General features: G+C 44.1%; 18 protein-coding genes. 7 read left to right on the forward strand and 11 right to left on the reverse strand.

Annotated elements, in window-relative coordinates:
* Window positions 1-101 precede the first annotated feature (101 nt).
* The gene (locus FPZ42_RS09170) at window positions 102-797 is read right to left on the reverse strand and encodes an NUDIX hydrolase (RefSeq protein ID WP_146270562.1); all 696 of its coding nucleotides are present in this window, start codon (window positions 795-797) and stop codon (window positions 102-104) included.
* 129 nt (window positions 798-926) lie between these two features.
* Here FPZ42_RS09170 and pfkA point away from each other — a divergent pair, with 129 nt between their 5' ends.
* From pfkA to FPZ42_RS09190, 4 genes are all read left to right on the forward strand, one after another.
* On the forward strand, window positions 927-1,910 hold the full coding sequence (gene pfkA, locus FPZ42_RS09175; RefSeq protein WP_146270564.1) for a 6-phosphofructokinase: 984 nt from the start codon (window positions 927-929) through the stop codon (window positions 1,908-1,910).
* The gene (locus tag FPZ42_RS09180; protein ID WP_146270566.1) at window positions 1,911-2,759 is read left to right on the forward strand and encodes a hypothetical protein; all 849 of its coding nucleotides are present in this window, start codon (window positions 1,911-1,913) and stop codon (window positions 2,757-2,759) included.
* 5 nt (window positions 2,760-2,764) lie between these two features.
* A complete protein-coding gene (gene gap / locus FPZ42_RS09185) occupies window positions 2,765-3,760 on the forward strand; it encodes a type I glyceraldehyde-3-phosphate dehydrogenase (protein WP_146270568.1) in 996 nt (331 codons plus the stop codon).
* Between the two features lie 214 nt (window positions 3,761-3,974).
* Window positions 3,975-4,856, forward strand: coding sequence for a polyphosphate kinase 2 family protein (locus FPZ42_RS09190; protein ID WP_146270570.1), 882 nt, complete (start codon window positions 3,975-3,977; stop codon window positions 4,854-4,856).
* 131 nt (window positions 4,857-4,987) lie between these two features.
* On the opposite strand, the gene FPZ42_RS09195 is transcribed toward FPZ42_RS09190, so the two are convergent.
* The 5 genes from FPZ42_RS09195 to FPZ42_RS09215 all read right to left on the reverse strand — a co-directional run bounded on the left by FPZ42_RS09195 (window position 4,988) and on the right by FPZ42_RS09215 (window position 12,027).
* A complete protein-coding gene (locus FPZ42_RS09195; protein ID WP_146270572.1) occupies window positions 4,988-5,710 on the reverse strand; it encodes an SDR family oxidoreductase in 723 nt (240 codons plus the stop codon).
* A 51-nt stretch (window positions 5,711-5,761) separates the two neighbouring features.
* Complete coding sequence (locus FPZ42_RS09200; protein WP_146270574.1) at window positions 5,762-6,658, reverse strand: helix-turn-helix domain-containing protein; 897 nt, start codon at window positions 6,656-6,658, stop codon at window positions 5,762-5,764.
* Window positions 6,659-6,707: 49 nt separating this feature from the next.
* Window positions 6,708-6,908, reverse strand: coding sequence for a hypothetical protein (locus FPZ42_RS09205; protein WP_146270576.1), 201 nt, complete (start codon window positions 6,906-6,908; stop codon window positions 6,708-6,710).
* Window positions 6,905-9,091 carry a 1,4-alpha-glucan branching protein GlgB gene (glgB, locus tag FPZ42_RS09210; RefSeq protein WP_146270578.1) on the reverse strand — a complete coding sequence of 729 codons (2,187 nt, stop codon included), beginning with the start codon at window positions 9,089-9,091 and terminating at the stop codon, window positions 6,905-6,907. Before glgB ends, FPZ42_RS09205 begins: the two co-directional genes overlap by 4 nt.
* A gap of 455 nt (window positions 9,092-9,546) precedes the next feature.
* Window positions 9,547-12,027 (reverse strand): glycoside hydrolase family 31 protein, encoded by a 2,481-nt coding sequence (locus FPZ42_RS09215; RefSeq protein ID WP_146270580.1) that lies wholly within the window; start codon window positions 12,025-12,027, stop codon window positions 9,547-9,549.
* 207 nt (window positions 12,028-12,234) lie between these two features.
* Between FPZ42_RS09215 and FPZ42_RS09220 the strand changes: the two genes are divergently transcribed.
* A complete protein-coding gene (locus tag FPZ42_RS09220; protein ID WP_146270582.1) occupies window positions 12,235-12,954 on the forward strand; it encodes a hypothetical protein in 720 nt (239 codons plus the stop codon).
* Here FPZ42_RS09220 and FPZ42_RS09225 read toward each other — a convergent pair.
* Together FPZ42_RS09225 and FPZ42_RS09230 are read right to left on the reverse strand one after the other, a co-directional pair.
* A complete protein-coding gene (locus FPZ42_RS09225; RefSeq protein ID WP_146270584.1) occupies window positions 12,951-14,666 on the reverse strand; it encodes an alpha-amylase family glycosyl hydrolase in 1,716 nt (571 codons plus the stop codon). The two genes, FPZ42_RS09220 and FPZ42_RS09225, sit on opposite strands and share 4 nt — an antisense overlap.
* A 203-nt stretch (window positions 14,667-14,869) precedes the next feature.
* A complete protein-coding gene (locus FPZ42_RS09230) occupies window positions 14,870-17,179 on the reverse strand; it encodes a glycoside hydrolase family 65 protein (protein ID WP_146270586.1) in 2,310 nt (769 codons plus the stop codon).
* 228 nt (window positions 17,180-17,407) lie between these two features.
* Between FPZ42_RS09230 and FPZ42_RS09235 the strand changes: the two genes are divergently transcribed.
* Both FPZ42_RS09235 and FPZ42_RS09240 read left to right on the forward strand, forming a co-directional pair.
* Complete coding sequence (locus FPZ42_RS09235; protein ID WP_146270588.1) at window positions 17,408-18,724, forward strand: flavin monoamine oxidase family protein; 1,317 nt, start codon at window positions 17,408-17,410, stop codon at window positions 18,722-18,724.
* A gap of 160 nt (window positions 18,725-18,884) precedes the next feature.
* Window positions 18,885-19,265, forward strand: a complete 381-nt coding sequence (locus FPZ42_RS09240; RefSeq protein ID WP_146270590.1) for a hypothetical protein — start codon at window positions 18,885-18,887, stop codon at window positions 19,263-19,265.
* Window positions 19,266-19,269: 4 nt separating this feature from the next.
* Here FPZ42_RS09240 and FPZ42_RS09245 read toward each other — a convergent pair whose 3' ends face one another.
* The 3 genes from FPZ42_RS09245 to rpsA all read right to left on the reverse strand — a co-directional run bounded on the left by FPZ42_RS09245 (window position 19,270) and on the right by rpsA (window position 23,039).
* A complete protein-coding gene (locus FPZ42_RS09245; protein ID WP_146270592.1) occupies window positions 19,270-20,196 on the reverse strand; it encodes an aspartate carbamoyltransferase catalytic subunit in 927 nt (308 codons plus the stop codon).
* A gap of 141 nt (window positions 20,197-20,337) precedes the next feature.
* Window positions 20,338-20,889, reverse strand: coding sequence for a bifunctional pyr operon transcriptional regulator/uracil phosphoribosyltransferase PyrR (gene pyrR, locus FPZ42_RS09250; RefSeq protein ID WP_146270594.1), 552 nt, complete (start codon window positions 20,887-20,889; stop codon window positions 20,338-20,340).
* Window positions 20,890-21,035: 146 nt separating this feature from the next.
* Window positions 21,036-23,039 carry a 30S ribosomal protein S1 gene (gene rpsA, locus FPZ42_RS09255; RefSeq protein ID WP_146270596.1) on the reverse strand — a complete coding sequence of 668 codons (2,004 nt, stop codon included), beginning with the start codon at window positions 23,037-23,039 and terminating at the stop codon, window positions 21,036-21,038.
* Window positions 23,040-23,212: the final 173 nt, after the last annotated feature.

The following is a 23,212-nucleotide window of genomic DNA, read 5'->3' on the forward strand; positions in this document are numbered from 1 at the left end:
CATCCGGATGTTTAATAATATAAAAGCCGCCTGTTTTAAACAGGCGGCTTTCTTTTTCTTACTATCTTCTTGATCCCTGACTCTTGACCTCTTGGAGCTCTTTAGCTATCCAGGTTCAATTCGTTCTGGAATATCTTGGTGTATTTACGGCGGTCAAACTTGTAAAGTTTCGCAGCGCGATATGATACGCCTTTTTGCTTTTCGTCCAGCTCTTTCAGGAAACCATAGCTCAGCATCTTTTTACGGAAGTTGCGTTTATCCAACTTTTTGTTAAGCACGGCCTCATAAAGGGATTGCAGTTGGGTAAGTGTAAACTTCTCGGGCAGCAACTCAAACGCAATAGGCTGATAATTTAAACGGCGACGCAGTTTATTAAACCCTGTCTGGAAGATCTCGGTATGGTCAAACGCCAATTTTGGCAATTCATTAACGGGATGCCAGAAAGCGCTTTTAGCATATTGTGTAATGGGCTTCAGTTCTTTTTGCCCGTTAATACGTATTAATGCATAGTAGGCTACAGTGATCACACGACCTTGGGGGTGGCGGTTCACTTCGCCGAAGGTGTGGAACTGCTGCATGTGCAGGTCGCGCAGGCCGGTAAGTTCATACAATATCCGCTCGGCAGCATTATCAATACTTTCGTCCTGCTCCACAATATAGCCGGGCAATGCAAGCCAGTCTTTGTAAGGCTCCTCATTTCGCTCAATAAGCAATATTTTCAACTCCCCCGCTTCAAATCCAAATATGACACAGTCTATCGAGAATACGGAGTTAAACGTAGGTAACTTAACTTCCAATGTTGGTTTAATTTTAGGTTTATTGGTCTAAGATAATTGTTAAATCTTATTGTAAAAATAAAAAATAAATTTAATGGTGTAAATCTGACACCTTATATTCGCACTACAATTTACTTGAGTAAAGAGAAGATGCAGAAAATTTCGAAGATCGCAGTCCTTACATCAGGTGGTGATGCCCCGGGCATGAATCCATGCATCAGGGCTGTTGTACGTACCGCTATATATAACGGCTTGCACGTAGCCGGTGTTCGCCAGGGCTACCAGGGGCTTATCGACAATAATATGTATGACATGGACCCACGCTCGGTTAGTAATATACTTAACCTTGGGGGTACCATTCTTAAAACCGCAAGATGCTTACCATTCCGTACTGATGAAGGTATGGAAACCGCATATAAAAACTTAAAAGCTAACGGCATTGACGGCCTTGTTGTAATTGGTGGCGACGGTACATTTACCGGTGCGCTGCGTTTTTCAAAAAAGTACCCTGATATAGCTGTTATAGGTGTACCCGGTACTATAGATAACGACCTGTACGGATCAACCTACACACTGGGTTTTGATACCGCTACCAATACCGTAATCGAAGCTATTGACAAGATACGCGATACCGCAGATGCACACGACCGCCTTTTCTTTATAGAGGTTATGGGCCGCGACTCTGGTGCTATTGCCCTGCGTGCAGGAATATCCTGCGGAGCAGAGGCTATTTTATTACCCGAGCGCGATACGGCTATTGAGCATCTTATAGAGAATCTTAAGGCTGGGCAGTACAATAAAAAGTCATCAAGTATTGTTATAGTTGCAGAGGGTGATAAACGCGGTGCTTATGACCTTGCCGAAGAAGTTAGGAAACAGGTTAAGTTTTACGATATAAAAGTTACTATCTTAGGCCACTTACAACGCGGTGGCAGTCCGTCGGCATTTGACCGGATACTGGGTAGCCGCCTTGGTTTTGCTGCCGTAAATGCCTTAATAAAAGGCGAAACACAAAAGATGGTTGGTTTGGAGGCCAATCATATCAAATTAACCGACCTCGAAGAGGCCTTAACCCAACATCAGTTTAAACTGGAAGAGGATCTGATGGAAATGTCAGATATATTATCGATATAAATGGTTGCAGTTGTATATAGTGGATCTAACAATGCCGGCTGGCGATTAGCCGATAAGACGAGAACCGTCGCATCATTCAATACCGCCGCCATAAATCCCTATTTTAGCGATGAAAAGTACATCGTACAACTTTTTAACAAGAACATCAACCTTATCCACCATGCCGAAGAAATAAAGCGCATTTATTTTTATGGTGCAGGTTCATCAACGCCCGAGCTGCAGCGCATTGTGCATGCCGCCTTTTCAACTTTTTTTAAGTTCGCCAAGGTGCATATAGGGCACGATATTGAAGGTGCAGCCATAGCTTGTTGCCGTAACATGCCGGGCATCATCAGTATTTGTGGCAGCGGAAGCAATGCCGCCTGGTACGATGGTAAAAGGGTAATTAGTAATAATTACGGCCTGGGATACGTGCTGGCAGATGAAGGTTCCGGCAACTGGCTTGGCCGGCAGTTGATAAAGGGTTTTATGAATGAGACCCTACCGGCTAACATTAAAAAGAAATTTGTACAACGCTACGATGCCGACCGTAAAACGTTGCTCGAGAAGGTTTACCGCCAAAAGCAGCCTGCGCTGTTCTTAAGCTCTTTCAGTGATTTTTACCTGGAAAACAAACAGGATGCCTACATCCAAAATGTGATAACTACCGGGTTTAAAAAACTGATGGATACTTACATAGTACCACTACAAAAAAAGCATCCCGATACCCCTGTGCATTTTGCCGGTAGTGTGGCCTCAAACTTTCAGGAGTACCTGCACGAGGCTGCAAAGCAAAGCGGCGTGGTTGTAAATGATATTATTAAAGAACCTATAAACCACTTATTGACTTATTATACAAGCAAAAATTAAAAATCATGAAAATAGGAATCAACGGCTTTGGCCGTATCGGCCGCTTGGCTTTCAGAGCAGCTATTGAAAGACCAGATGTTGAAGTAGTAGGTATCAACGACCTTGTTGAGCCTGATTACATGGCTTACATGTTAAAATACGATTCAACTCACGGCCAGTTTAAAGGTACCATCGCTGTAGAAGGCGGTCACCTTGTGGTTAACGGTAAAACTATCCGTGTAACTGCTGAAAAAGATCCTGCAAACCTTAAATGGAATGAAGTTGGTGCTGAAGTGATCATCGAATCAACAGGTTTATTCCTTACCCAGGAAACCGCTCAAAAACATATCGACGCCGGTGCTAAAAAAGTAGTAATGAGCGCGCCTGCTAAAGATGATACCCCTACCTTTGTTATGGGTGTTAATCACAAACAATTAAAGGCAGATCAAAACATCGTTTCAAACGCATCATGTACTACCAACTGTTTAGCGCCTATCGCTAAAGTATTGGATGATAAATTTGGTATCGAAGAAGGTTTAATGAGCACTATCCACGCAGTAACTGCAACTCAAAAAACAGTTGACGGCCCATCGGCTAAAGACTGGAGAGGTGGCCGTGGTGCTTACCAGAACATCATCCCTTCATCAACAGGTGCTGCTAAAGCTGTAGGCTTGGTATTACCTCAGTTAAAAGGCAAATTAACAGGTATGTCATTCCGCGTTCCGGTTGCAGACGTATCTGTAGTTGACTTAACTGCACGCTTAAAAACTCCTGCTACTTACGAGCAAGTTAAAGCTGCTATGAAAGAAGCGTCAGAAGGTGAGCTTAAGGGCATCTTAGGTTATACTGAAGACGAAGTAGTATCAGAAGACTTTAAAGGTGATGCACGCACATCTATCTTTGATGCTAAAGCTGGTATTGCACTTAGCGACACTTTTGTTAAAGTTGTATCTTGGTACGATAACGAGTGGGGTTACTCAAACAAACTGATTGACCTTGTTCAGGAAATTGGTAAACTGTAAGTTTTAGCCACTTATAAGAAAGAGCCTCGCAATTGCGGGGCTTTTTTTTGCCCACACTTTTTTTCACAAGGTGTCATTGTGAGGCACGAAGCTATCTGCAAACTTAAAAGTGCCACTCACTGGTCGAAGGTTATACCTTCGATCCAAAACAAAGCAAGAATCCTTCTTGCGAACAAACAAAAACATTCTGCCCTCTCCCCTGCTTAATACTACCATGAAAGATCTGATCAAACGTTTTAAAGTTGCCGATACCAAGAAGTTCTCGCTGGATGATTACAGTACGGATGACACTTTGAATTTTAAAAAGGAAGAAGCCGAAGACCTGTTAGCCGAACTGATCGAGGAAACTGCAAAGCTGCAGAATCGCTTATATGCAGCAAACTCCAAGTCGTTGCTTATCATTTTTCAGGCGATGGATGCAGCAGGGAAAGATAGTGCCATCGCACATACCATGTCGGGCTTAAACCCGCAGGGCTGCCAGGTGTACAGTTTTAAACAACCAAGTGCCGAGGACTATGAACATGATTTTTTGTGGCGACATTATAAATCACTTCCCGAGCGTGGACGCATTGGTATACATAACCGATCGCATTATGAGAATGTACTGGTAACTAAAGTACACCCGGAATTTATCTTAAAGGAAAATATCCCCGGCATAAAAAAGGTGGACGACATTGATAAAAAGTTTTGGCAGCAACGTTACGAGAGTATCCGCAACTTTGAAAGCCATTTAGCCGAAAACGGAACAGTGATCATTAAATTCTTTCTGTACCTGTCTAAAGACGAACAAAAAGAACGCTTTTTAAAACGCATAGAAGACCCGGAGAAAAACTGGAAATTTAGCGCTGCAGATATCAAAGAGCGTGAACGCTGGAAGGATTACATGCAAGCTTATGAAACAGCAATTAAAGAAACCAGCACAAAAGAATGTCCATGGTATGTGTTGCCTGCAGATAAAAAATGGTTTACCAGGATAGCTATTTCTACCATTGTACTGCATACGCTAAAAGAGATGAAACCAGAGTACCCTGAACTACCTAAAGATGAAAAGAATGGGTTAGAAGAAACGCGGAGATTGCTGGATGAAGAGAAATAAAAAACATGTCATTGCGATCCGCCGGCTGGCGGAGAAGCAACCTCATAGGACAAGCATACTGAACTGCCTATGAGATTACCACGTCTCTCGATATTCATTTGGATCCTCGCAATGACATCTTTTATTTAACCTTACCAGGGCGTAACACCGTAATCACTAAAGTAACCGCCGGTTGGGCCATCCTTATCTATCATGGCATATTTAACAATCGGAGCAGCACCGTCCTCAACGGTTTTGTAGCCCTGGTTGTTGTTAAAGTCGGTTTTAGTATAGCCGGGGTTAACTGCATTTATCCTGAAATTTTTAAGCTCATAAGCCAAAGCAATAGTGTACCCGTTAAGTGCGCTTTTTGAAGGACCATAGGCAGCAGTTTTTACCTCATAATGTCTCCATGTTGGGTCTGTATGCAAGCCAAGCGATCCCAGGTCTGACGTAACGTTAACTATCCGCGGGTTTGGCGAATTCTGCATTAGCGGCACAAAGGTTTTTGTTACGCGAGCCACTCCGAAAACGTTCACTTCATATACCTTGCGGTAAGTTTCGATAGGTGTATTTAACACCGGCTGCGGGATGCTTCCCGGGATACCTGCATTATTGATCAGTACATCCAGGTGATCTATTTTTGCAGATAAAGTTTCGTAAGCACGCTGTACGGACTCATCGTCGATAACATCTATCAACAATAGCTCAACATTAGTTAAACCCTCGCTATGCAATTGCTCAACGGCTTCGTTACCGCGTACTTCATCGCGGCAGCCCAGGTAGATGTGGTAGCCGGCAACAGCCAGCTGGCGGGCGGTTTCCAGGCCAATACCTTTATTGGCACCGGTTATTAAAACAGTTTGTTTTTCCATAATGCAAAGCTAATGCAGCACAGGTTTACGGCCGCTGTACATTGCAAGGCATTAATTGTACATTTCACGGATTTGTTGCCGGAAAGCCATTGGGGTAGTATTAGTAAGGCGTTTAAAGAAACGGTTAAAATAAGCGGCATCTTCAAAACCTAACTGGTCGGCCACCTCCTTAACAGATAGCGCAGTATGCAGCAGGCTGCGTTTTGCCTCAACCAATAGCCGGTCGTGTATATGGCCGATGGCTGTTTTGCCGCTGTGCTGTTTAACACTATCGTTTAAATGGCCCGGCGTAATATTTAATAAGTCGGCATAAGAAGCTACATCATGAGTAGTGGCGTAGTGCTCCCCTATCAGTTCCTGAAATTTCCTGAATAAACTTAAGCAATAATTCTGATTTACTTTATGTTCCCCAAACTGCTCGTTGTAGAGCCTGCTTAGATAGATTAGTGCTACCCTCAGCCACGATGCAAGCATCTGATTTTGCCAAACGCCACCTGCGTTATATTCGTTGGTTAATTTGCTTAGCACATCCTGTAAATAAGCGTAATCATCGTCGCTTAAAATCAGTTCATGCATGCTTAAAGGATTGGTAATAATTGGCAGGTTACGCAAAGTTCGGTTTTCCTCCAGCATCAAAAACGCTTCGGTAAAGCTAAGCACATAGCCTTTCATTGGTTTGCTCTCTTCTTTAAGATGTACTTGCTGAGGAACAGTAAAATAGAAATGCCCGGGTTTAATTGTGTAGGGCAAAAAATCTATCCAATGCCTGCTATCTCCCTGCTCAACCAGCGCCATAAAAAAGTAATCCTTACGGTGTGGTTTCAAAAAAGCAGCATCGATAACGATATCAACGCCATTGGCTGCGTAAACCGTTATATCTGTACGGTTGCCGGCCAAGTTAGCTAAAGGGTATGCAATTATCTTTTCAGGTGCTGTTAATACCGACATTGTACAAAAGTAACTTGATCATTTCCATCGCTCTGTCAAAAACGCATTATCACATTAATTCGCCGTCCTTTTTTACATGGTAGGTTTTATAAGCCATGTAATATAACAAAAGCGTTGGGATGATATAGAACAACGCACCGCCGTAACTCACTTCCGGAAACGTTGATATGATGCTGTACGCCAGCAATGCTAAGGCTACCGTACCACCTATCAGATACAGGTAAAAGAATTTGCCGCGCCCATCACTCATGCCTTATCTCCTTTCGCTTTAGCCGAAGATGCGTCGTTACGTTTAAATACAACAGCTGCTAAAGGCGGTATAGTGATAGTGATGGAATCAGGGCGACCGCTCCATTCTTCTTTTTCAGACGCGAGTGGTTCAAAATTGCCTACGCCACCACCCCAGTACTCTTTCTTATCAGAGTTAAACACCTCCTGCCAGTTACCTGCAGCAGGTACCCCTATCCTGTAATTATGATGAACCGCCGGTGTCATATTCAAAACCACTAACAGGTCATTTGCGCGATCAATACCTTTGCGGATGAACACCAGTATAGACTGCTCATAGTTACCTGCATCTATCCACTCGAAGCCTGTCCAGTCGAACGCTTTCTCATACAGCGCTGGCTCTGATCTGTAAAGCTGGTTAAGTGCCTTAACGGTTTCTTTTATTCCGAAGTGACTATCATACTCCAGCAAATGCCAGTCTAATGAATACTGGAAGTTCCATTCTTCGCTTTGTGCAAACTCGCCGCCCATAAACAGCAGTTTGGTACCGGGATGTGTAAACATAAAGCTGTATAGCACACGCAGGTTAGCAAAGCGCTGCCAGTCGTCGCCGGGCATTTTGCCTATCATGGATCCTTTGCCGTAAACTACCTCATCATGCGAGAACGGCAGCATAAAGTTTTCAGTGAAAGCATAGACCAAACTGAAGGTCAGCTGATCCTGGTGGTATTTACGGTAGATAGGGTCGCGGGCAAAATACTTAAGGGTATCGTGCATCCAGCCCATCATCCATTTCATACCAAAGCCCAGGCCACCGGTGAATACCGGCCTGCTTACCCCGCTGAAGGATGTAGATTCTTCGGCAATGGTTTGCACATCGGGGAAGTTGCTGTAAACGGTTGAGTTAAACTCTTTGAGGAAATCAATGGCTTCAAGATTTTCATTACCACCGAAAATATTTGGTTCCCACTCGCCGTGGTTGCGGGAGTAATCCAAATATAGCATGGATGCCACAGCATCAACACGCAGGCCATCGATATGGTACCTGTCTAACCAAAACAATGCGTTACTGATGAGGAAAGCCTTAACCTCGTTGCGACCATAATTGAATATATAGGATTTCCAATCCGGGTGGAAACCTTTACGCACATCTTCATGCTCGTATACATGTGTACCGTCAAACCGGTATAAACCATGTGCATCGCCGGGAAAATGCGAAGGTACCCAATCGAAAATTACCCCGATGCCCGCTTTGTGCAGTTCTTCAACCAGATACATCAGATCCTGCGGCGTTCCATAACGCGATGAAGCGGCAAAGAAACCCGTGATCTGGTAACCCCAGCTTGGATAATAAGGGTGCTCCATCAAAGGCATAAACTCTACATGTGTAAAGCCCATTTCGGTAATGTAGGGTACCAGTTTTTCTGCTACCTGGCGATAATTTAAAAATTCGTCAGGACTCTCCGAACTGCGCGCCCATGAACCCAAATGCATTTCGTAAACAGAATATGGTTTATCCAGCGCATTATGCTTGTAACGGTTTGCCATCCAGTCCTGGTCTTTCCACTCGTAAAAAGTATCAGCAACAATGGAAGCCGTATGCGGAGGAATCTCCCAACGCAAAGCGAAAGGATCACTTTTCTCCAGCGTTTCACCGCTTGATGATTTAATGAAGTATTTATAAGTTTCGCCGACGCCTACATGAGGGATAAAACCTTCCCAAATGCCTGATGCATCCCAACGAGGGTTAAGCGAATGCGAACCACTGTTCCAGCCGTTAAAATTACCTATAACCGATACATATTGCGCATTCGGTGCCCAAACGGCAAAATACGTACCTACCACACCATGATGCTCTACCACGTGCGAACCAAACTTTTCGTAAAGTTTGTAATGCTTACCACCCTTAAACAGGTCTATATCAAAATCGGTAAAGCGGCTATATGGCTCAACAGGTTTTAACCCCGTTGTACTTTGCACCACCTCAAGCTTTTTAGCTTTTGCCTTTGAAGGCTTTTGATCAGCAACAGGTGCCGTTTCATCAGTTTTTGCCTTAACAGCACGTTTGGCCGCAGGCTTTTTAACCGCTACTTGTTCACTTACAGAAGGGGCTGTTTCAACAGTTTTTGTCGCTGCTTTTTTGCTGGTTTTAACGGGTTTGCTCTCGGTAAGTTTATCGGTTGGTTTGGAAGTTTGTTTTGCCATAGTGAGTGCGGGTGCTTAAGCCCAACGGTAAATCGGTTACAGTAAATGTAACTAAATATATCACTATAGAACAGACTTTAGAAGGAGATGTTTCTTTAAAAAGAAAAACGCCTGAGAAAGCCTCTCCCCAACCCCTCTACAGGGAAGGGGATTTATTAAAGCTTTTGTCATTCTGAGCGACAGCGAAGAATCTAAACGCTGGCAATGAACGCAGGCAGATGCTTCGTTTCTCAGCATGACAAAAACTTATAAGTTGTAATTGCGAGCGATAGCGCGGCGATCTCTTAACAGGTATTTCAAACGCGATGAGATTGCCACGTCGCTACGCTTCTCGCAATTGACATGATTTTATAAACAAACAGCCCCAACAATGTTAGGGCTGTTTGTTTTCTTACCCTCTTTCCGCAAGCGGAAAGAGGGTCGCGCATCCCGATAGCTATCGGGACAGGGTGAGTCTACCCAAATATCTCTATAAACTTAAAGTTCTTAGTAAATTTAAACTCGTAGGTTTTATCGGCATTTACGCTGATGCTGCCTATCTCTTTACCATCAGCTATAATTTTTGATGGCACGAAAGGCAAGCCGTTTATTTTAAAGTGATATCCTTCGTAACGCGGGGTGTACAAACCTTCCATGCTTTGTTTGATGGTTAGTTTGTTGGCATCACCGTTCACAACAAATTTCTTCTCCAGATAAATATCCTGCTCGTATGCGAAGGTTTCACCGTAGTCCTCGAAAAGGAAGGAATTGACCTCGTAGTTAGTGTAGAAGATGTTAAGTTTCACCTCCTCAATTTCTTTTTCGCCCGTATATTGCATCACCGGATATTCAGGAATAACAGAGCCTGCCTTTACGAAAACCGGCATCACGTCTAAAGGTGTTGGTACAGTTATTTCGCTACCTCCCTCAACTGCATCCAGGCTCCAGAAATCGTACCAGGTACCTTTTGGCAAATACACGTTACGGCTCTTTTGTCCCGGCTCCAGAACAGGGCATATCAATATTTTATCCCCGTAAGTAAATTCATCCTGGCGGAAATGGTTAGACAGTACTTCCTGCTCGTGCATCAGCACCGGTCTCAGAATAGGAAAACCATAGCGATGGTGCTCCCAAAATGTTGAGTACAGGTAAGGGATAAGCCTGTAACGTAACTCTATAAATTTACGGTTAATAGATGTAAACGGCTCGCCGAAGCTCCAGGGCTCACGCTCTTTGGTATCACCGGCAGAGTGAGCGCGCATGAACGGAGAGAATGTTCCCATCTGGATCCATCGGGTAAACAATTCGCCGTCAGGTTCGCCGCTAAAGCCACCTATGTCGGTACCGCAAAATGAGATACCTGATACTGATAAGCGCTGCAACTGGATATTCCCTAACTTCAGGTGTTCCCATGATGCCACGTTATCACCGGTCCAAACAGACGAGTAGCGTTGCACGCCCGAATAACCGGCACGCGTGATGGTGAATGGACGTTTATTTTTCATTTGCTTGCGCAAACCTTCATAAGTTGCGCGCACCATCTGCATACCATAAACGTTGTGTGCCTTACGGTGCGATCCACGGTAACCATCGTACTGGTGGCGCACATCATCCGGGAAGGTACCCGAACCAAATACAGCCGGCTCGTTCATATCATTCCAAACACCTGCAACACCTGTTTCCACCAAACCTTCGAACAGGTCACCCCACCAGGCGCGTACCTCGGGGTGGGTAAAATCAGGGAACTGGCAACGGCCCGGCCAAACGTGGCCTTCCATAAAGTAGTCATCGCAACGGCGACAGAAATATTTTTTCTCCTTCCCTTCCTTAAATACCCAGTAATTATCATCCACGCGGATACCGGGATCAATGATCACCACCGTTTTAAAGCCGCTTTCGGCCAAATCAGCGATCATCTTCTTGGGGTTAGGAAAATATTTAGGGCTCCAAGTAAAGCAACGGTAGCCATCCATATAATCGATATCCAGGTAGATACCGTCGCAAGGGATGCGGTTCTTGCGGAAACCATTTGCTATTACACGTACCTTATTTTCGGGATAGTAGCTCCATCGGCATTGATGATAACCCAGCGCCCATAGCGGCGGCATAGGGTGCGTACCGGTAAGCAGATGGTAGTTTTTCACCACATCCATCATGTGCGGGCCGTGGATATAATAATACTGCATCTCGCCACCATCAGCCCAGAAACTGGTTTTGGTGCGGTCTTCAGATCCAAAATCAAAGTGTGCTTTGAAAGTATTGTCAAAGAAAATACCGTGAGCAATGCCTTCATTTAAACTGATGTAGAACGGGATGGCACGGTAAAGCGGATCCTGGTTGAACCCGAATGAGTAAGCATCGGTATTCCAGTTCTTCAAACGCTTGCCACGCAGGTTAAACTCTGTGGCCTTATCGCCTAATCCAAAAAAGCTTTCCTGCTCTTGGGTGGTTTTAGTGCAATACACGTAGTAACCACCAAACTGGGTATTCTCTTCCCAGTGCATGGGTACGGCATCAGCATCAGTGATATGATCATCCTTATCAGAGAACGATATAAAGAAATCTGCCTTACGGATATGACAGTTTACCTCAGAAGTTGAAACACGGTATTCCAGTTCATTTTCAAGCAAAGTAAAATCTACATGCTTTTGGGGCAGTTTTTCAACCGCATAAGAAAACTCTTCTAAGAAAACGCTGTGAGGCGCTAAACGCACACGGATGATCTCGTTGGTGACCACCACGATCTCCACTTTGGCATCGCCATCACTAAAGAATATTCTGTTACCCACTTTCTCGGCATGGTTGGGTGTGCCAAGATATTTTTTTACAATGGGTTTTATGCTTTCTGCCGGGTTGTTAAGATGGTGAAACTCTTCCTCATCAACCGCAATTTCTTCCACCTGCAGCAACTTCGCCGTTATCAATTCAGGATTTGGGTCAGGTACATTTTCTGCCATATTCTTTCAAAAAAATCAATATGCCCTGTTTTTAATTTATCATTACAGCGCATGATATTACTATCAATTTAATTATTGGTAACAGCTAATATCTGTTTAATTATTGACTTTATATGCCATTATTACGCCAAAAATATGCTTTTAAGACAGGGCTGCATTTTTAAGAATATAATAATACCTTAGGGGGTACGGTTTAAATATTTTAACGTGAACAATTATTTTATCACCAAGCCACCTTATGCCTCGGCACCGGGTAAGTTAGCGCCTTTAATTAAGTTTATTAATAAAGGCTTAAGGTATTTAGATACGGGCTACCAGATACAAGAGCTGGACAACCAAGTTGACATGAACACCGTTGAGCAGCGCATCAATTATTACCACCTGTTAACAAATGTAATAAACACCGGGGTTGAAGGTGATGTTGTGGAGCTGGGCACGTTTACAGGCCAATGTGCTGCGTTATTTGGTAAAGTTATAACAGATAGCGGTTCAAAGGTGCAATTGCACGTTTACGATAGTTTTGGCGTATCTTTTAAATTTAAAGGTGATATAGAAAACAAGCTGAAAGAAAATTTCACAAGCGCGGGGCTTCCGTTGCCGTTAATACACAAGGGGAATTTTTTCGACACCTTGCCTATCGAATTACCCGAAAAGCTGTGTTTTGTTCACATTGATTGTGGTTTTGGCGGCAATGCTGAAGAACATAAAGAAGTAATGCTGCATTGCCTTAACAGCGTTTATCCGCGCATGTCGCCGGGCGCTTTGTGTGTACTGATGGATTACAACGACCCCGCCGAAAACGGGATCATGCCCAATATTGCACCTGGCGTAAAAATGGCCTGCGATGAGTTTTTAACAAACAAGCCGGAAACCATCACCGCCTTGTACGGCAATAGCTACCTGCATGCCTACTTCCGCAAAGTTTAATCGGCTTTTACTGCAAGTAATAGACCGTCCATCGCGTTTATTTCAATTTGCAAACCGTTGCTGATATTATCGGTGTTAAACGTTTTTCCTGTTAACAGATCGGTAAATGTTTTGGCACCTTGCAAAGCAAGCTTTGATATAAGATCATCAGATATCTGCACAGTTAAGCTGCGTTCTTCGCGATTAAAGTTTACGATAACCAGTACTTTTTCATCAGCCGTGTAACGTGCATATATGTAAAGCTTTGTATCAAACCCCGGCTGCTGCTCATTGGCCATCATCAGCTCGTAAAATTCGCCGTTGCTTAAGGCATCATTCTTAGCGGTCACATTAAGTAGCTTGCCGTAAAACTCGCGCAGTTGTTTCTGCTGCGGAGATAACAAACCACCGTTAAACGCGCCGTTGTTTGTCCACTTTTGTAGTTCCGGCATACACCAATAATCAAATATGGTGGTGCGGCCGTCATCGCCGCTGAAGCCTTGCGCACCAACGGCCGGTTCGCCAACTTCCTGCCCGGCGTATATCATAACCGGACCAGTGTTCAATGTAGCGCTTACGATCATCCCGGGAACGGCCAGCATAGCATCGCCTGCGAAAAACCCGCTGGCAATGCGCTGTTCATCATGGTTCTCCATAAAGCGCAGCATGTGCTCATCAATGCCGGCGGTATGGTGGTTCCACACAGCGTTTATTTCCCAGGTACTGGCACCATCATCATTACAGGTAAGCCTGCGGATAGCATCGTATAAGCCAACCTTATCGTACAAGTAATCAAAGCCGCCGTTATGAATATAATTACCGTATTGGTTTTTATCGTAAGCTTCGCCGATGAAGATAAGGCCGGGATAAGCCTGTTTCATTTGCGGAGTTAGCCATGCCCAAAACTCAACGGGTACCATCTCTATCATATCGCAGCGAAAGCCATCAACACCCATATCGGCCCAGTAACTGAGGATATGGCGCATTTTGTTCCATAACGGCGGTATCTCCTGCAACTCATTTCTTTGTCCGTCCGGGCGGTAAACGCCGTAGTTAAGTTTGATGGTCTCAAACCAATCGTTGATAGATGGCGCTGCGTTGAAAACATCGTTACCGGTTGCTTTGGCAGGGAACTCGTCAAACTTGCCGTCTTTTAGCGGTGAGCTAAACTCATCCCCCCCCGGATTGTAACCTTGCGGTACCTGGAAATGCTGGCCAGCGATATAGTAAAAATCGTTATGCTGGCTGTAACCGGATGTATCATCGTCTGCACCAAGATCGCGCACTCCATCGGGCTTTACATCAGAGCCGTAGGTACGGGCCACGTGGTTAGGCACAAAATCAATGATTACCTTCATGCCCGCCTTGTGCGTGCGACCGACCAGTTCTTTAAACTCTGAGATGCGAAACTCAGGGTCAACCGCAAAATCGGTGGCTATATCGTAATAATCTTTTATAGCATAAGGCGAACCGGCACGACCTTTCACCACATCGGGATCATCAGGAGTGATACCCAAGGCAGAATGATCTGTCATGGTAGCGTGTTCTATTACCCCGGTATACCAAACATGGGTAAAGCCCATGGCTTTTATCTCAGCCAGGGCCTTTGTGCTAATGTCTTTAAGCTTGCCAACGCCGTTCTCTTCTACCGAGCCATAGAATTTGTTAGTGGTATTTTGGTTACCGAACAAGCGCGGTAATAGTTGGTAGATGATGAGTTTGTTGGTTGGCATACTTAATTCTATTTGTCATTCTGAGCGCAGCGAAAAACTAAACGCGTCCTTTTCCGCACTGTTATTTCGAACGAGCGACCGCGAGGAGAAATCTTCTTCACGCACTTACGCGTGCTTTTCGCTCGCAGAAGATTTCTCGTCGCCCTAAAGCACAATCCCGCTCTTCCGCTCGCTCGAAATGACAGGATCTTCTTGATATTGTGTTATCTTTCTAAATCCAAAGAAGCCTCACTGCTCACGCTGACCTCCGATCCATTCACTTTGAGCCTGATGGCTTCTTCTGAATCGGTTTTGATAACAACGCTTTGCTTGCTTATCTCAACGTTTAGTAACGCCCCTCTGAAGCCTACTTTAAATGAAAGTGCTTTCCATTCCGCGGGCAGCATCGGATCAAAGGACAACATCCCATCTTTAACACGCATACCGCCAAAACCTTCTACAACACTCATCCAGGTGCCGGCCATTGATGTGATGTGGCAACCGTCTTCTGTGTCGTTGTTATAATCGTCAATATCCAGCCTCGACGTGCGCAGGTAAAATTGGTAAGCTCTTTCAATATCGCCCAGCTTGGCCGCTATGATAGAGTGCACGCAAGGTGATAGTGAAGACTCATGCACTGTACGCGGCTCATAAAAATCATAATTGCGGCGAATGGTATCGATGTCGTATTCATCCTCAAAAAAATACAAGCCCTGTAATACATCAGCCTGTTTAATGAACGGCGAACGCAATATCCTGTCCCAGCTCCATTTTTGCACTAACGGACGGTCTGAAGCGGAAAGGTCTTTAACCAGGGTCTGCTCTTTATCCAAGTAATTATCCTGCTGTAAAAATATCTTTAGGTTATCATCGTAAGGATAGTACATCTTCTCGATGATATCGCGGAAATGTGCCGTCTCGGCTTCTTCCTTAAAACCTATCCGGTATTTAAGTTCGCTGTATTTGGCAAGATCTGCAGACTTTACTTTACCTATTACATCGAGCGTATAGCGCATACACCAAACGGCTATGGTGTTGGTGTACCAGTTGTTGTTAACGTTGTTCTCATACTCGTTAGGGCCGGTTACGCCCAGCATCACATATTTTTGGCGCTGTGCCGACCAGTTAACCCGTTGTGCCCAGAAACGCGAGATAGCGATCAATACTTCTAAGCCATAATCTGCCAGGTATTGCTCATCGCCGGTGTAGCGAACGTAATTGAAAATAGCGAAGGCAATAGCGCCGTTGCGGTGTATCTCCTCAAAGGTTATCTCCCACTCGTTGTGGCATTCGGTACCATCCATAGTTACCATCGGGTAAAGGGCAGCACCATCTTTAAAGCCTAAAAGCTTGGCATTTTCAATAGCCTTGCCTAACTGCTTGTAGCGGTAAAGCAGCAAGTTACGCGATACCTTTTGGGGCGCAGTAGCGAGGTAAAACGGAACGCAGTAAGCTTCGGTATCCCAATAAGTTGAGCCACCGTATTTTTCTCCAGTGAAGCCTTTAGGGCCAATGTTAAGGCGGTCATCCTCGCCGGTGTAAGTTTGGTTCAGTTGGAAGATATTGAAGCGAATACCCTGCTGCGCTGCTGCATCGCCCTCTATGATGATATCATTCTGTTTCCATTTTTCGACCCAGGCAGCTGCCTGTTCTGCCAGCATGGCATCAAAACCTTTGTGGCATATACGCTCTAAAAACTCCTGCGTAAGGCCCATCATCTCATCAGCCGGATGATTTTGTGATGAAAGGTTAGCGGCATATTTACACAAGGTAACGCGTTGCCCTTGCTTTATCTCCATCCTTATCTCGGTACCGATGTACTTTTCACGTGTTACCGGTTCGGCTTCAATGTGTTCAGGTTCGCCATCGACCGATACATGATACTTCATCCCGGTAGCCACTTCAAAACCTGTTTTCTTGGTGCGCATTTGCAACACACCCCCATCGTTCCAGGTGTGTTTAGATACCTCCTCCCAAAACTTTTCGTCGTAGTTGGCATCTTTGTTAACCACATCGCCATCTATAGATGGGGTAAGTTTGATGTAACCACCAAAATTTACCGGTTTAATAGAATAGCTGATGGCGCCGGCCTCGTCATCGGCAAGGCTGTTTATGCGGATGCTCTCTACTTCAACCTCTTTACCGGTAGCTGTCACCGCCCTGAAATTTCGCTTCAGGTAACCTTCCTTCATGTTCAGCTCGCGCCTAAAGTTTAGCACCTTACATTTAGCAAGATCAAGCTGTTCACCGTTCAAAGAAACATCGATACCTATCCAGTTAGCGGCATTAAGCACTTTTGCGAAATACTCGGGATAACCGTTCTTCCACCAGCCCACACGGGTTTTGTCGGGATAATAAACACCTGCAACGTAATTCCCCTGCAACGTTTCGCCGCTGTAAGCTTCCTCAAAATTGGCACGGCCACCCATGCGGCCATTCCCTAAACTAAAAACACTTTCTGCAACTTTATTGAAATGAGGATTAAAGCCCTCTTCTATAATTCTCCACTCATCAACCTTAAAATACTGTTTCATTTGGCGATAACATTTTGGCGCTAAATTAACATAAAACCCGAAGAGAGGATTAAGTAATATTTTCGGATTAATTAGCGAGTTTGTTTAGATAGTTGACTCATCCCCTGCCCCTCTCTGCTTCGCAAAGAGGGAGTGATCCTTTCTTTACCCTTTTTGCGCATAGCATCGTGCTGAAGCGCTTCGCTTTTGCATGTTACAACTATTAGTTTTACCTTGCAAAACCTATCTATGAAAAATACAGTCCTGATTGTTGGCGCCGGTGCTGCCGGGCTAATGGCTGCGCATTTGCTGGCCAAGGCCGGTAAAAAAGTGACCGTTTTAGAAGCCCGTAACCGTACAGGTGGCCGTGTTTACACCGTTAACAACGAATCATTTTTTAAGGAGACCGAGCTTGGTGCCGAATTTATACACGGTAACTTACCTGTAACCCTTAACTTACTTAGAGAAGCCGGTATAAAACACCGGAGCGCAGATGCTGAAATGTGGCGTTATCGAAACGGTAAGTTCGAGGAAAATGAGATGGTAATTGCCGACTGGGACCTGCTCACTAAGCACCTGAACGAGGTTGAGCAGGATATACCGGTTTGGGATTTTATGCAACAGCATTTTAGCGGCGATAAATACGCAGAAATGCGCAGCTCAGTATGGTCTTTTGTTTCGGGCTACGACACTGCAGACCCGCGCGATGCCAGCACCTTTGCTTTGCGCAATGAGTGGGAGCATGAGGATTATGAAGCGCAAAGCCGGATAGATGGCGGTTACTGCAGCCTGATAAATTATCTGGCTAAAAGCTGCCGCAGTAATGGCGGGCAAATCTTTCTCAACGCTGTTGTTCGTCAAATCAACTGGCAACAAAGGCATGTTTCAGCCATGCTCAATGATGGTACTGTTTACGAGGCAGAGCAACTGCTCATAGCCGTTCCGTTAGGTGTACTCAAAGCCAACGCCGGAGAAACAGGAGCTATTAAATTTGAGCCATCCCTAACTGAACATGAAGTTGCCATAGGGCAGATGGGATTTGGCACAGTTATCAAGCTGCTATTTGCTTTTGACGATGCTTTTTGGCTGGATGATACCACACGTAGCCTAACAGGAGACAGTGTTGAGCAAATGGGTTATCTGTTCAGCGAGGAGGCGATACCTACCTGGTGGACACAGGCGCCCGACCGATCTAAAGTACTTACCGGCTGGATAGGTGGCCCGGGGGCACTGGAAAAAGCCAACATGAGTGATAATGAGCTGCGAGATGAAGGCTTGCAATCTTTAGCCTTGATATTTAAAAGGGATGTGAACGAACTTAAAGGCAAACTAACTGCCTGCAGGATCATGAACTGGATAGCCGATCCCTTCACGAGGGGTTCTTACGCTTATGATAAGGTTAATACAGCTGCTGGGCGCGTTACCTTAAGTAAAGCTGTTGAGGATACCATTTTCTTTGCCGGAGAATATCTGTACGATGGTACTGCCATGGGAACCGTTGAAGCAGCATTAAGCAGCGGACAAGCAGCAGCTAAAAATATCCTAAATAAAGCTACTAATGTATAGCCGATCTTAAATTAAATTTTGAGTAATCTGACAAGATCGGGGCAATTAAAAAAGCTAAAATCACCCTTTTTAAGGTTATATTTAACCAAAAATTAAAGATAGCTATTGGATAACTTAGTTTATTATTAGTAAATTAGCTTAATAACCTAATCCAAATCTAATGGCTCCATTTATAGAAACCGTCCCTGTAACAAATCTCCCCAATAGTATGCCCGAGGGCTTTACCGGCATATCCCTTAAAAGTAATGATGATTTTGGTAACCCACCGGAAACCCAGGTAATACGATGGGCCGACCATAGTTACTGGATGTTTGAGTTTGCTGATAACCGTGCTACAGCTGTTGTTGCCTACAACTGGAGCGGCAAACTTGTAAAAAAATGGAACATGCGTAACATCCGCTATATATGGGATGTAAAGCTGAACCTGGCTGAGCAAACAGTTACCTTTTGGGGCCAGGGCAATGAACAAGAAACCTTACCACTGAAAGAACTTTGTCTGTCTGTTCACCAGGATGAAGGCTTAATCAAGGGAATTTGTTAATACATTATACCTGCTGACCTGCAAGTAAGTAAAGCACGGCCATACGAATTGCCACGCCATTCTCTACCTGGTCTAAGATGATAGATTGTTTGCTATCGGCCACGTCGCTGGTTATTTCCACACCACGGTTTATGGGGCCGGGATGCATCACTGTTATCTCTTTATCGAGACTGTCCAGTATCTGTTTGTTAAGACCAAACATCATGGTGTACTCACGTAGCGATGGGAAATATTTAATGTCCTGGCGCTCTAACTGTATACGCAGCATGTTGGCTACATCGCACCAGTTAAGGGCTTTTCTCAGATCATGCTCAACTTTGACACCTAAAGAGCCAATATATTTAGGAATAAGCGTTGTAGGCCCGCAAACCATTACTTCTGCACCCAATTGCTTTAAGCATAAAATGTTTGACAAGGCCACACGCGAGTGCAGTATATCCCCTACAATCACCACCTTTTTGCCTTCAACATCACCGTAGCGCTCGCGGATAGAGAAAGCATCAAGCAATGCTTGCGTAGGATGTTCGTGAGCCCCGTCGCCGGCGTTTACTATTTGTGCATTTACGTGTTTAGACAGGAAAATGCCGGCACCTGCGTATGGATGGCGCATTACCACCATATCCACTTTCATCGCCAGGATGTTATTAACGGTATCTATCAGAGTCTCGCCTTTGCTTACCGATGATGAAGATGCAGCAAAGTTCACCACATCGGCAGATAGCCTTTTCTCGGCCAGTTCAAATGATAAACGGGTACGGGTTGAGTTTTCGAAGAAAATATTGGCAATGGTAACATCGCGAAGCGATGGTACTTTTTTGATAGGTCGGTTAAGCACCGTTTTAAAATTATCGGCCGTTTCAAATATCTTCTCGATATCATTACGGTTCAGATCTTTAATTCCTAAAAGGTGACGTGTGCTTAGTCCTGCCATTTGTTTTTATCAACTTTTAAACCATGTCATTGCGAGCGATAGCGTGGCAATCTCCCCGCAGGACCGGCGTATATGTATTGCTATGAGATTGCCGCGTCTCCCGATATTCATCGGGAATCCTCGCAATGACATATCCTATATTTAATCTTCTTTAACCTCAGATACCAAAACAATCCTGTCTTCGCCATCGGTTTCTTTCCAGCTTACCACAACCTTTTGAGATGCTATTGAATCAACCTCTATACCAACGTAATCTGCAGAAACCGGTATATGGCGCGAATATCGTCGATCTACCAGGGCAAGTAACTCAACCTTTTCGGGCCTGCCAAAAGCCTGTAAGGCATCCATAGCTGCGCGGATAGTGCGGCCTGTCCATAATACATCATCCATCATAATTACCCTTTTACCTTCAATAATAAAATCAATGCGTGTTTGGTTGGGCACCAATGGTGCTCCCTGCCTGCGGAAATCATCGCGGTAAAAAGTAATATCCAGGTCGCCCTGTTCAATGGTACTGTGTGGTAATATCTTGCGTAGTTCTTCAGCTACGCGTTTGGCAAGGTAAATGCCGCGCGGTTGCACGCCAATTAAAACTGAGTTTGAGAAATCGTTATGATTTTCAATTAACTGACGACATAAACGCTGAATAGTGATCTGAAATTTTTGTCCGTCGAGCAGCGTCAGGTTTTGCATCGTTTGGTTGGATTTGGGCAAAGGTAAAATTTTTTGGTGATTATAGGAATTATGATTTGGCTTAGAATGCTCTAAAATCTATTTCCAGCGCAATAAAAAAGCCCTCCCGATTACTCGGAAGGGCTTTGTGTATAAACTTTAAAAGATTAAACTTCTTCAGTCTCTTCTTCAGTAGCTGCGTCAGCTTCTGGTTCTGCTTTCTTAGCAGCAGGAGCAGCCGGTTTTTTAGCCGCTTTGCTTTCTGCGCCTTCCATTTGCTCTTTTAATTGAGCAAGAACGCTAAGATCGCCTAAAGTTGATTTTTCTACTGATTCTTTCACTTTCTTAACAGCATTGCTGGCAGTTTTTGCCTCTTTTTTGCGGTTTTCGAAATCCTGTACACGAGCATCAGCACGAGCTTCTTCCCATATACGTGAGTGTGAAATTACAATACGCTTGTTCTCTTTGTTGAACTCGATGATTTTGAACTCAGCAGTTTCTTCAGCTTTGATAGATTTACCGTCTTCTTTAACCAGGTGTTTGGTTGGGCAGAAGCCTTCAACACCGTAAGGTAAAGCTACGATAGCACCTTTATCAGTTACTTTGATAACAGTACCTTCATGGATAGAATCGATGGTGAATACAGTTTCGAAAGTATCCCAAGGGTTTTCTTCAAGCTGTTTGTGGCCTAAGCTCAGTTTACGGTTCTCGATATCAAGCTCTAATACTACCACGTCTAATTTTTCACCAACTTTAGTGAATTCGTTAGGGTGGTTAATTTTCTTAGACCATGAAAGATCAGAGATGTGGATCAAACCATCGATACCATCTTCAAGCTCAACAAACACACCAAAGTTGGTCATGTTTTTAACGGTAGCAACATGCTGAGTACCTACAGCATATTTCTCACCTGCATTTTGCCATGGATCTGGAGTTAATTGTTTGATACCAAGGCTCATTTTGCGCTCGTCGCGGTCTAAAGTTAAAACTTGTGCTTCAACTTCGTCACCAACTTTCAAAAACTCTTGTGGGTTACGCAGGTTTTGAGACCATGACATTTCTGATACGTGGATCAAACCTTCAACACCAGGGATGATCTCTAAGAATGCACCGTAATCTGCAACGGTAACAATTTTGCCTTTTACCTTAGAGCCAATTTGGATGTTCTCATCCAATGACTGCCAAGGGTGTGGAGTAAGTTGTTTTAAACCAAGGGCGATACGTTTTTTCTCGTCATCAAAGTCAAGAACAACAACGTTAATCTTTTGATCCAATGCAAGAACTTCGCGTGGATGCTCGATACGGCCCCAAGATATATCTGTAATGTGAAGTAAACCGTCAACACCACCAAGGTCAATGAATACACCAAAGTCAGTAATGTTTTTAACGGTACCTTCCAATACCTGGCCTTTTTCAAGTTTGGCCACAATTTCAGTTTTTTGGTTTTCAAGATCGTCTTCGATAAGCACTTTGTGCGATACCACAACGTTTTTAAACTCGTGGTTTATCTTAACAACTTTGAATTCCATTGTTTTACCAACGTACACATCGTAATCACGTATAGGTTTGATATCGATCTGTGAACCTGGTAAGAAGGCTTCAACGCCCATGATATCAACAATTAAACCACCTTTTGTACGGCTTTTTACAAAACCGGTGATGATCTCATCGTTATCTAAAGCTGAATTAATGCGCTCCCATGATTTTTGTGTTTTAGCACGTTTACGTGAAAGTACCAACTGACCGTTAGCATCTTCCTGCGACTCAACAAATACTTCAACAACATCGCCTACTTTAAGCTCAGGCATGTCACGGAATTCAGAAACTGATACTAAACCATCAGATTTAAAGCCAATGTTTAATACCACATCTTTGTTATTGATGCTTACAACTGTACCAGAGATGATCTCGCCTTTGTTGATAGAGCTGAAAGTGCCATCATACAAAGCTTCAAGTTTCTCACGGTCGCTATCGCTGTAGTTACCAAATTTTTTGTCATCAGCATCCCAGTCAAAATCCTGGTCTGGTGTAACATTGATCTGAGACTTGATGTCTTCGATCGAAATTGAATCTGCTTCCGATTCAACAGTTTCTTTTTGAGCACCAGATACTGTCTCCAGTTCTGCCTGCTTCGCTTTTAATTCTTTTTCTGCTTCTTGTTTTTTTGCCATTAAAAATTTATTCTCCTTTTTCCCAATACAATTGGGACTGCAAAGGTACAGATATATTTTTGGTATATAAAAGAAAAATAAATGTTAAATATTGGTTTTTAAGCACTTTTGATGAGTAAGTTATTCACAAAAGTGAGTACCGCCGCCGTAAACATCATGCTGATGCAGGCAAT

Origin of the sequence: Mucilaginibacter achroorhodeus, from assembly GCF_007846095.1 — a bacterium.
Classification (GTDB): Bacteria; Bacteroidota; Bacteroidia; order Sphingobacteriales; family Sphingobacteriaceae; genus Mucilaginibacter; species Mucilaginibacter achroorhodeus.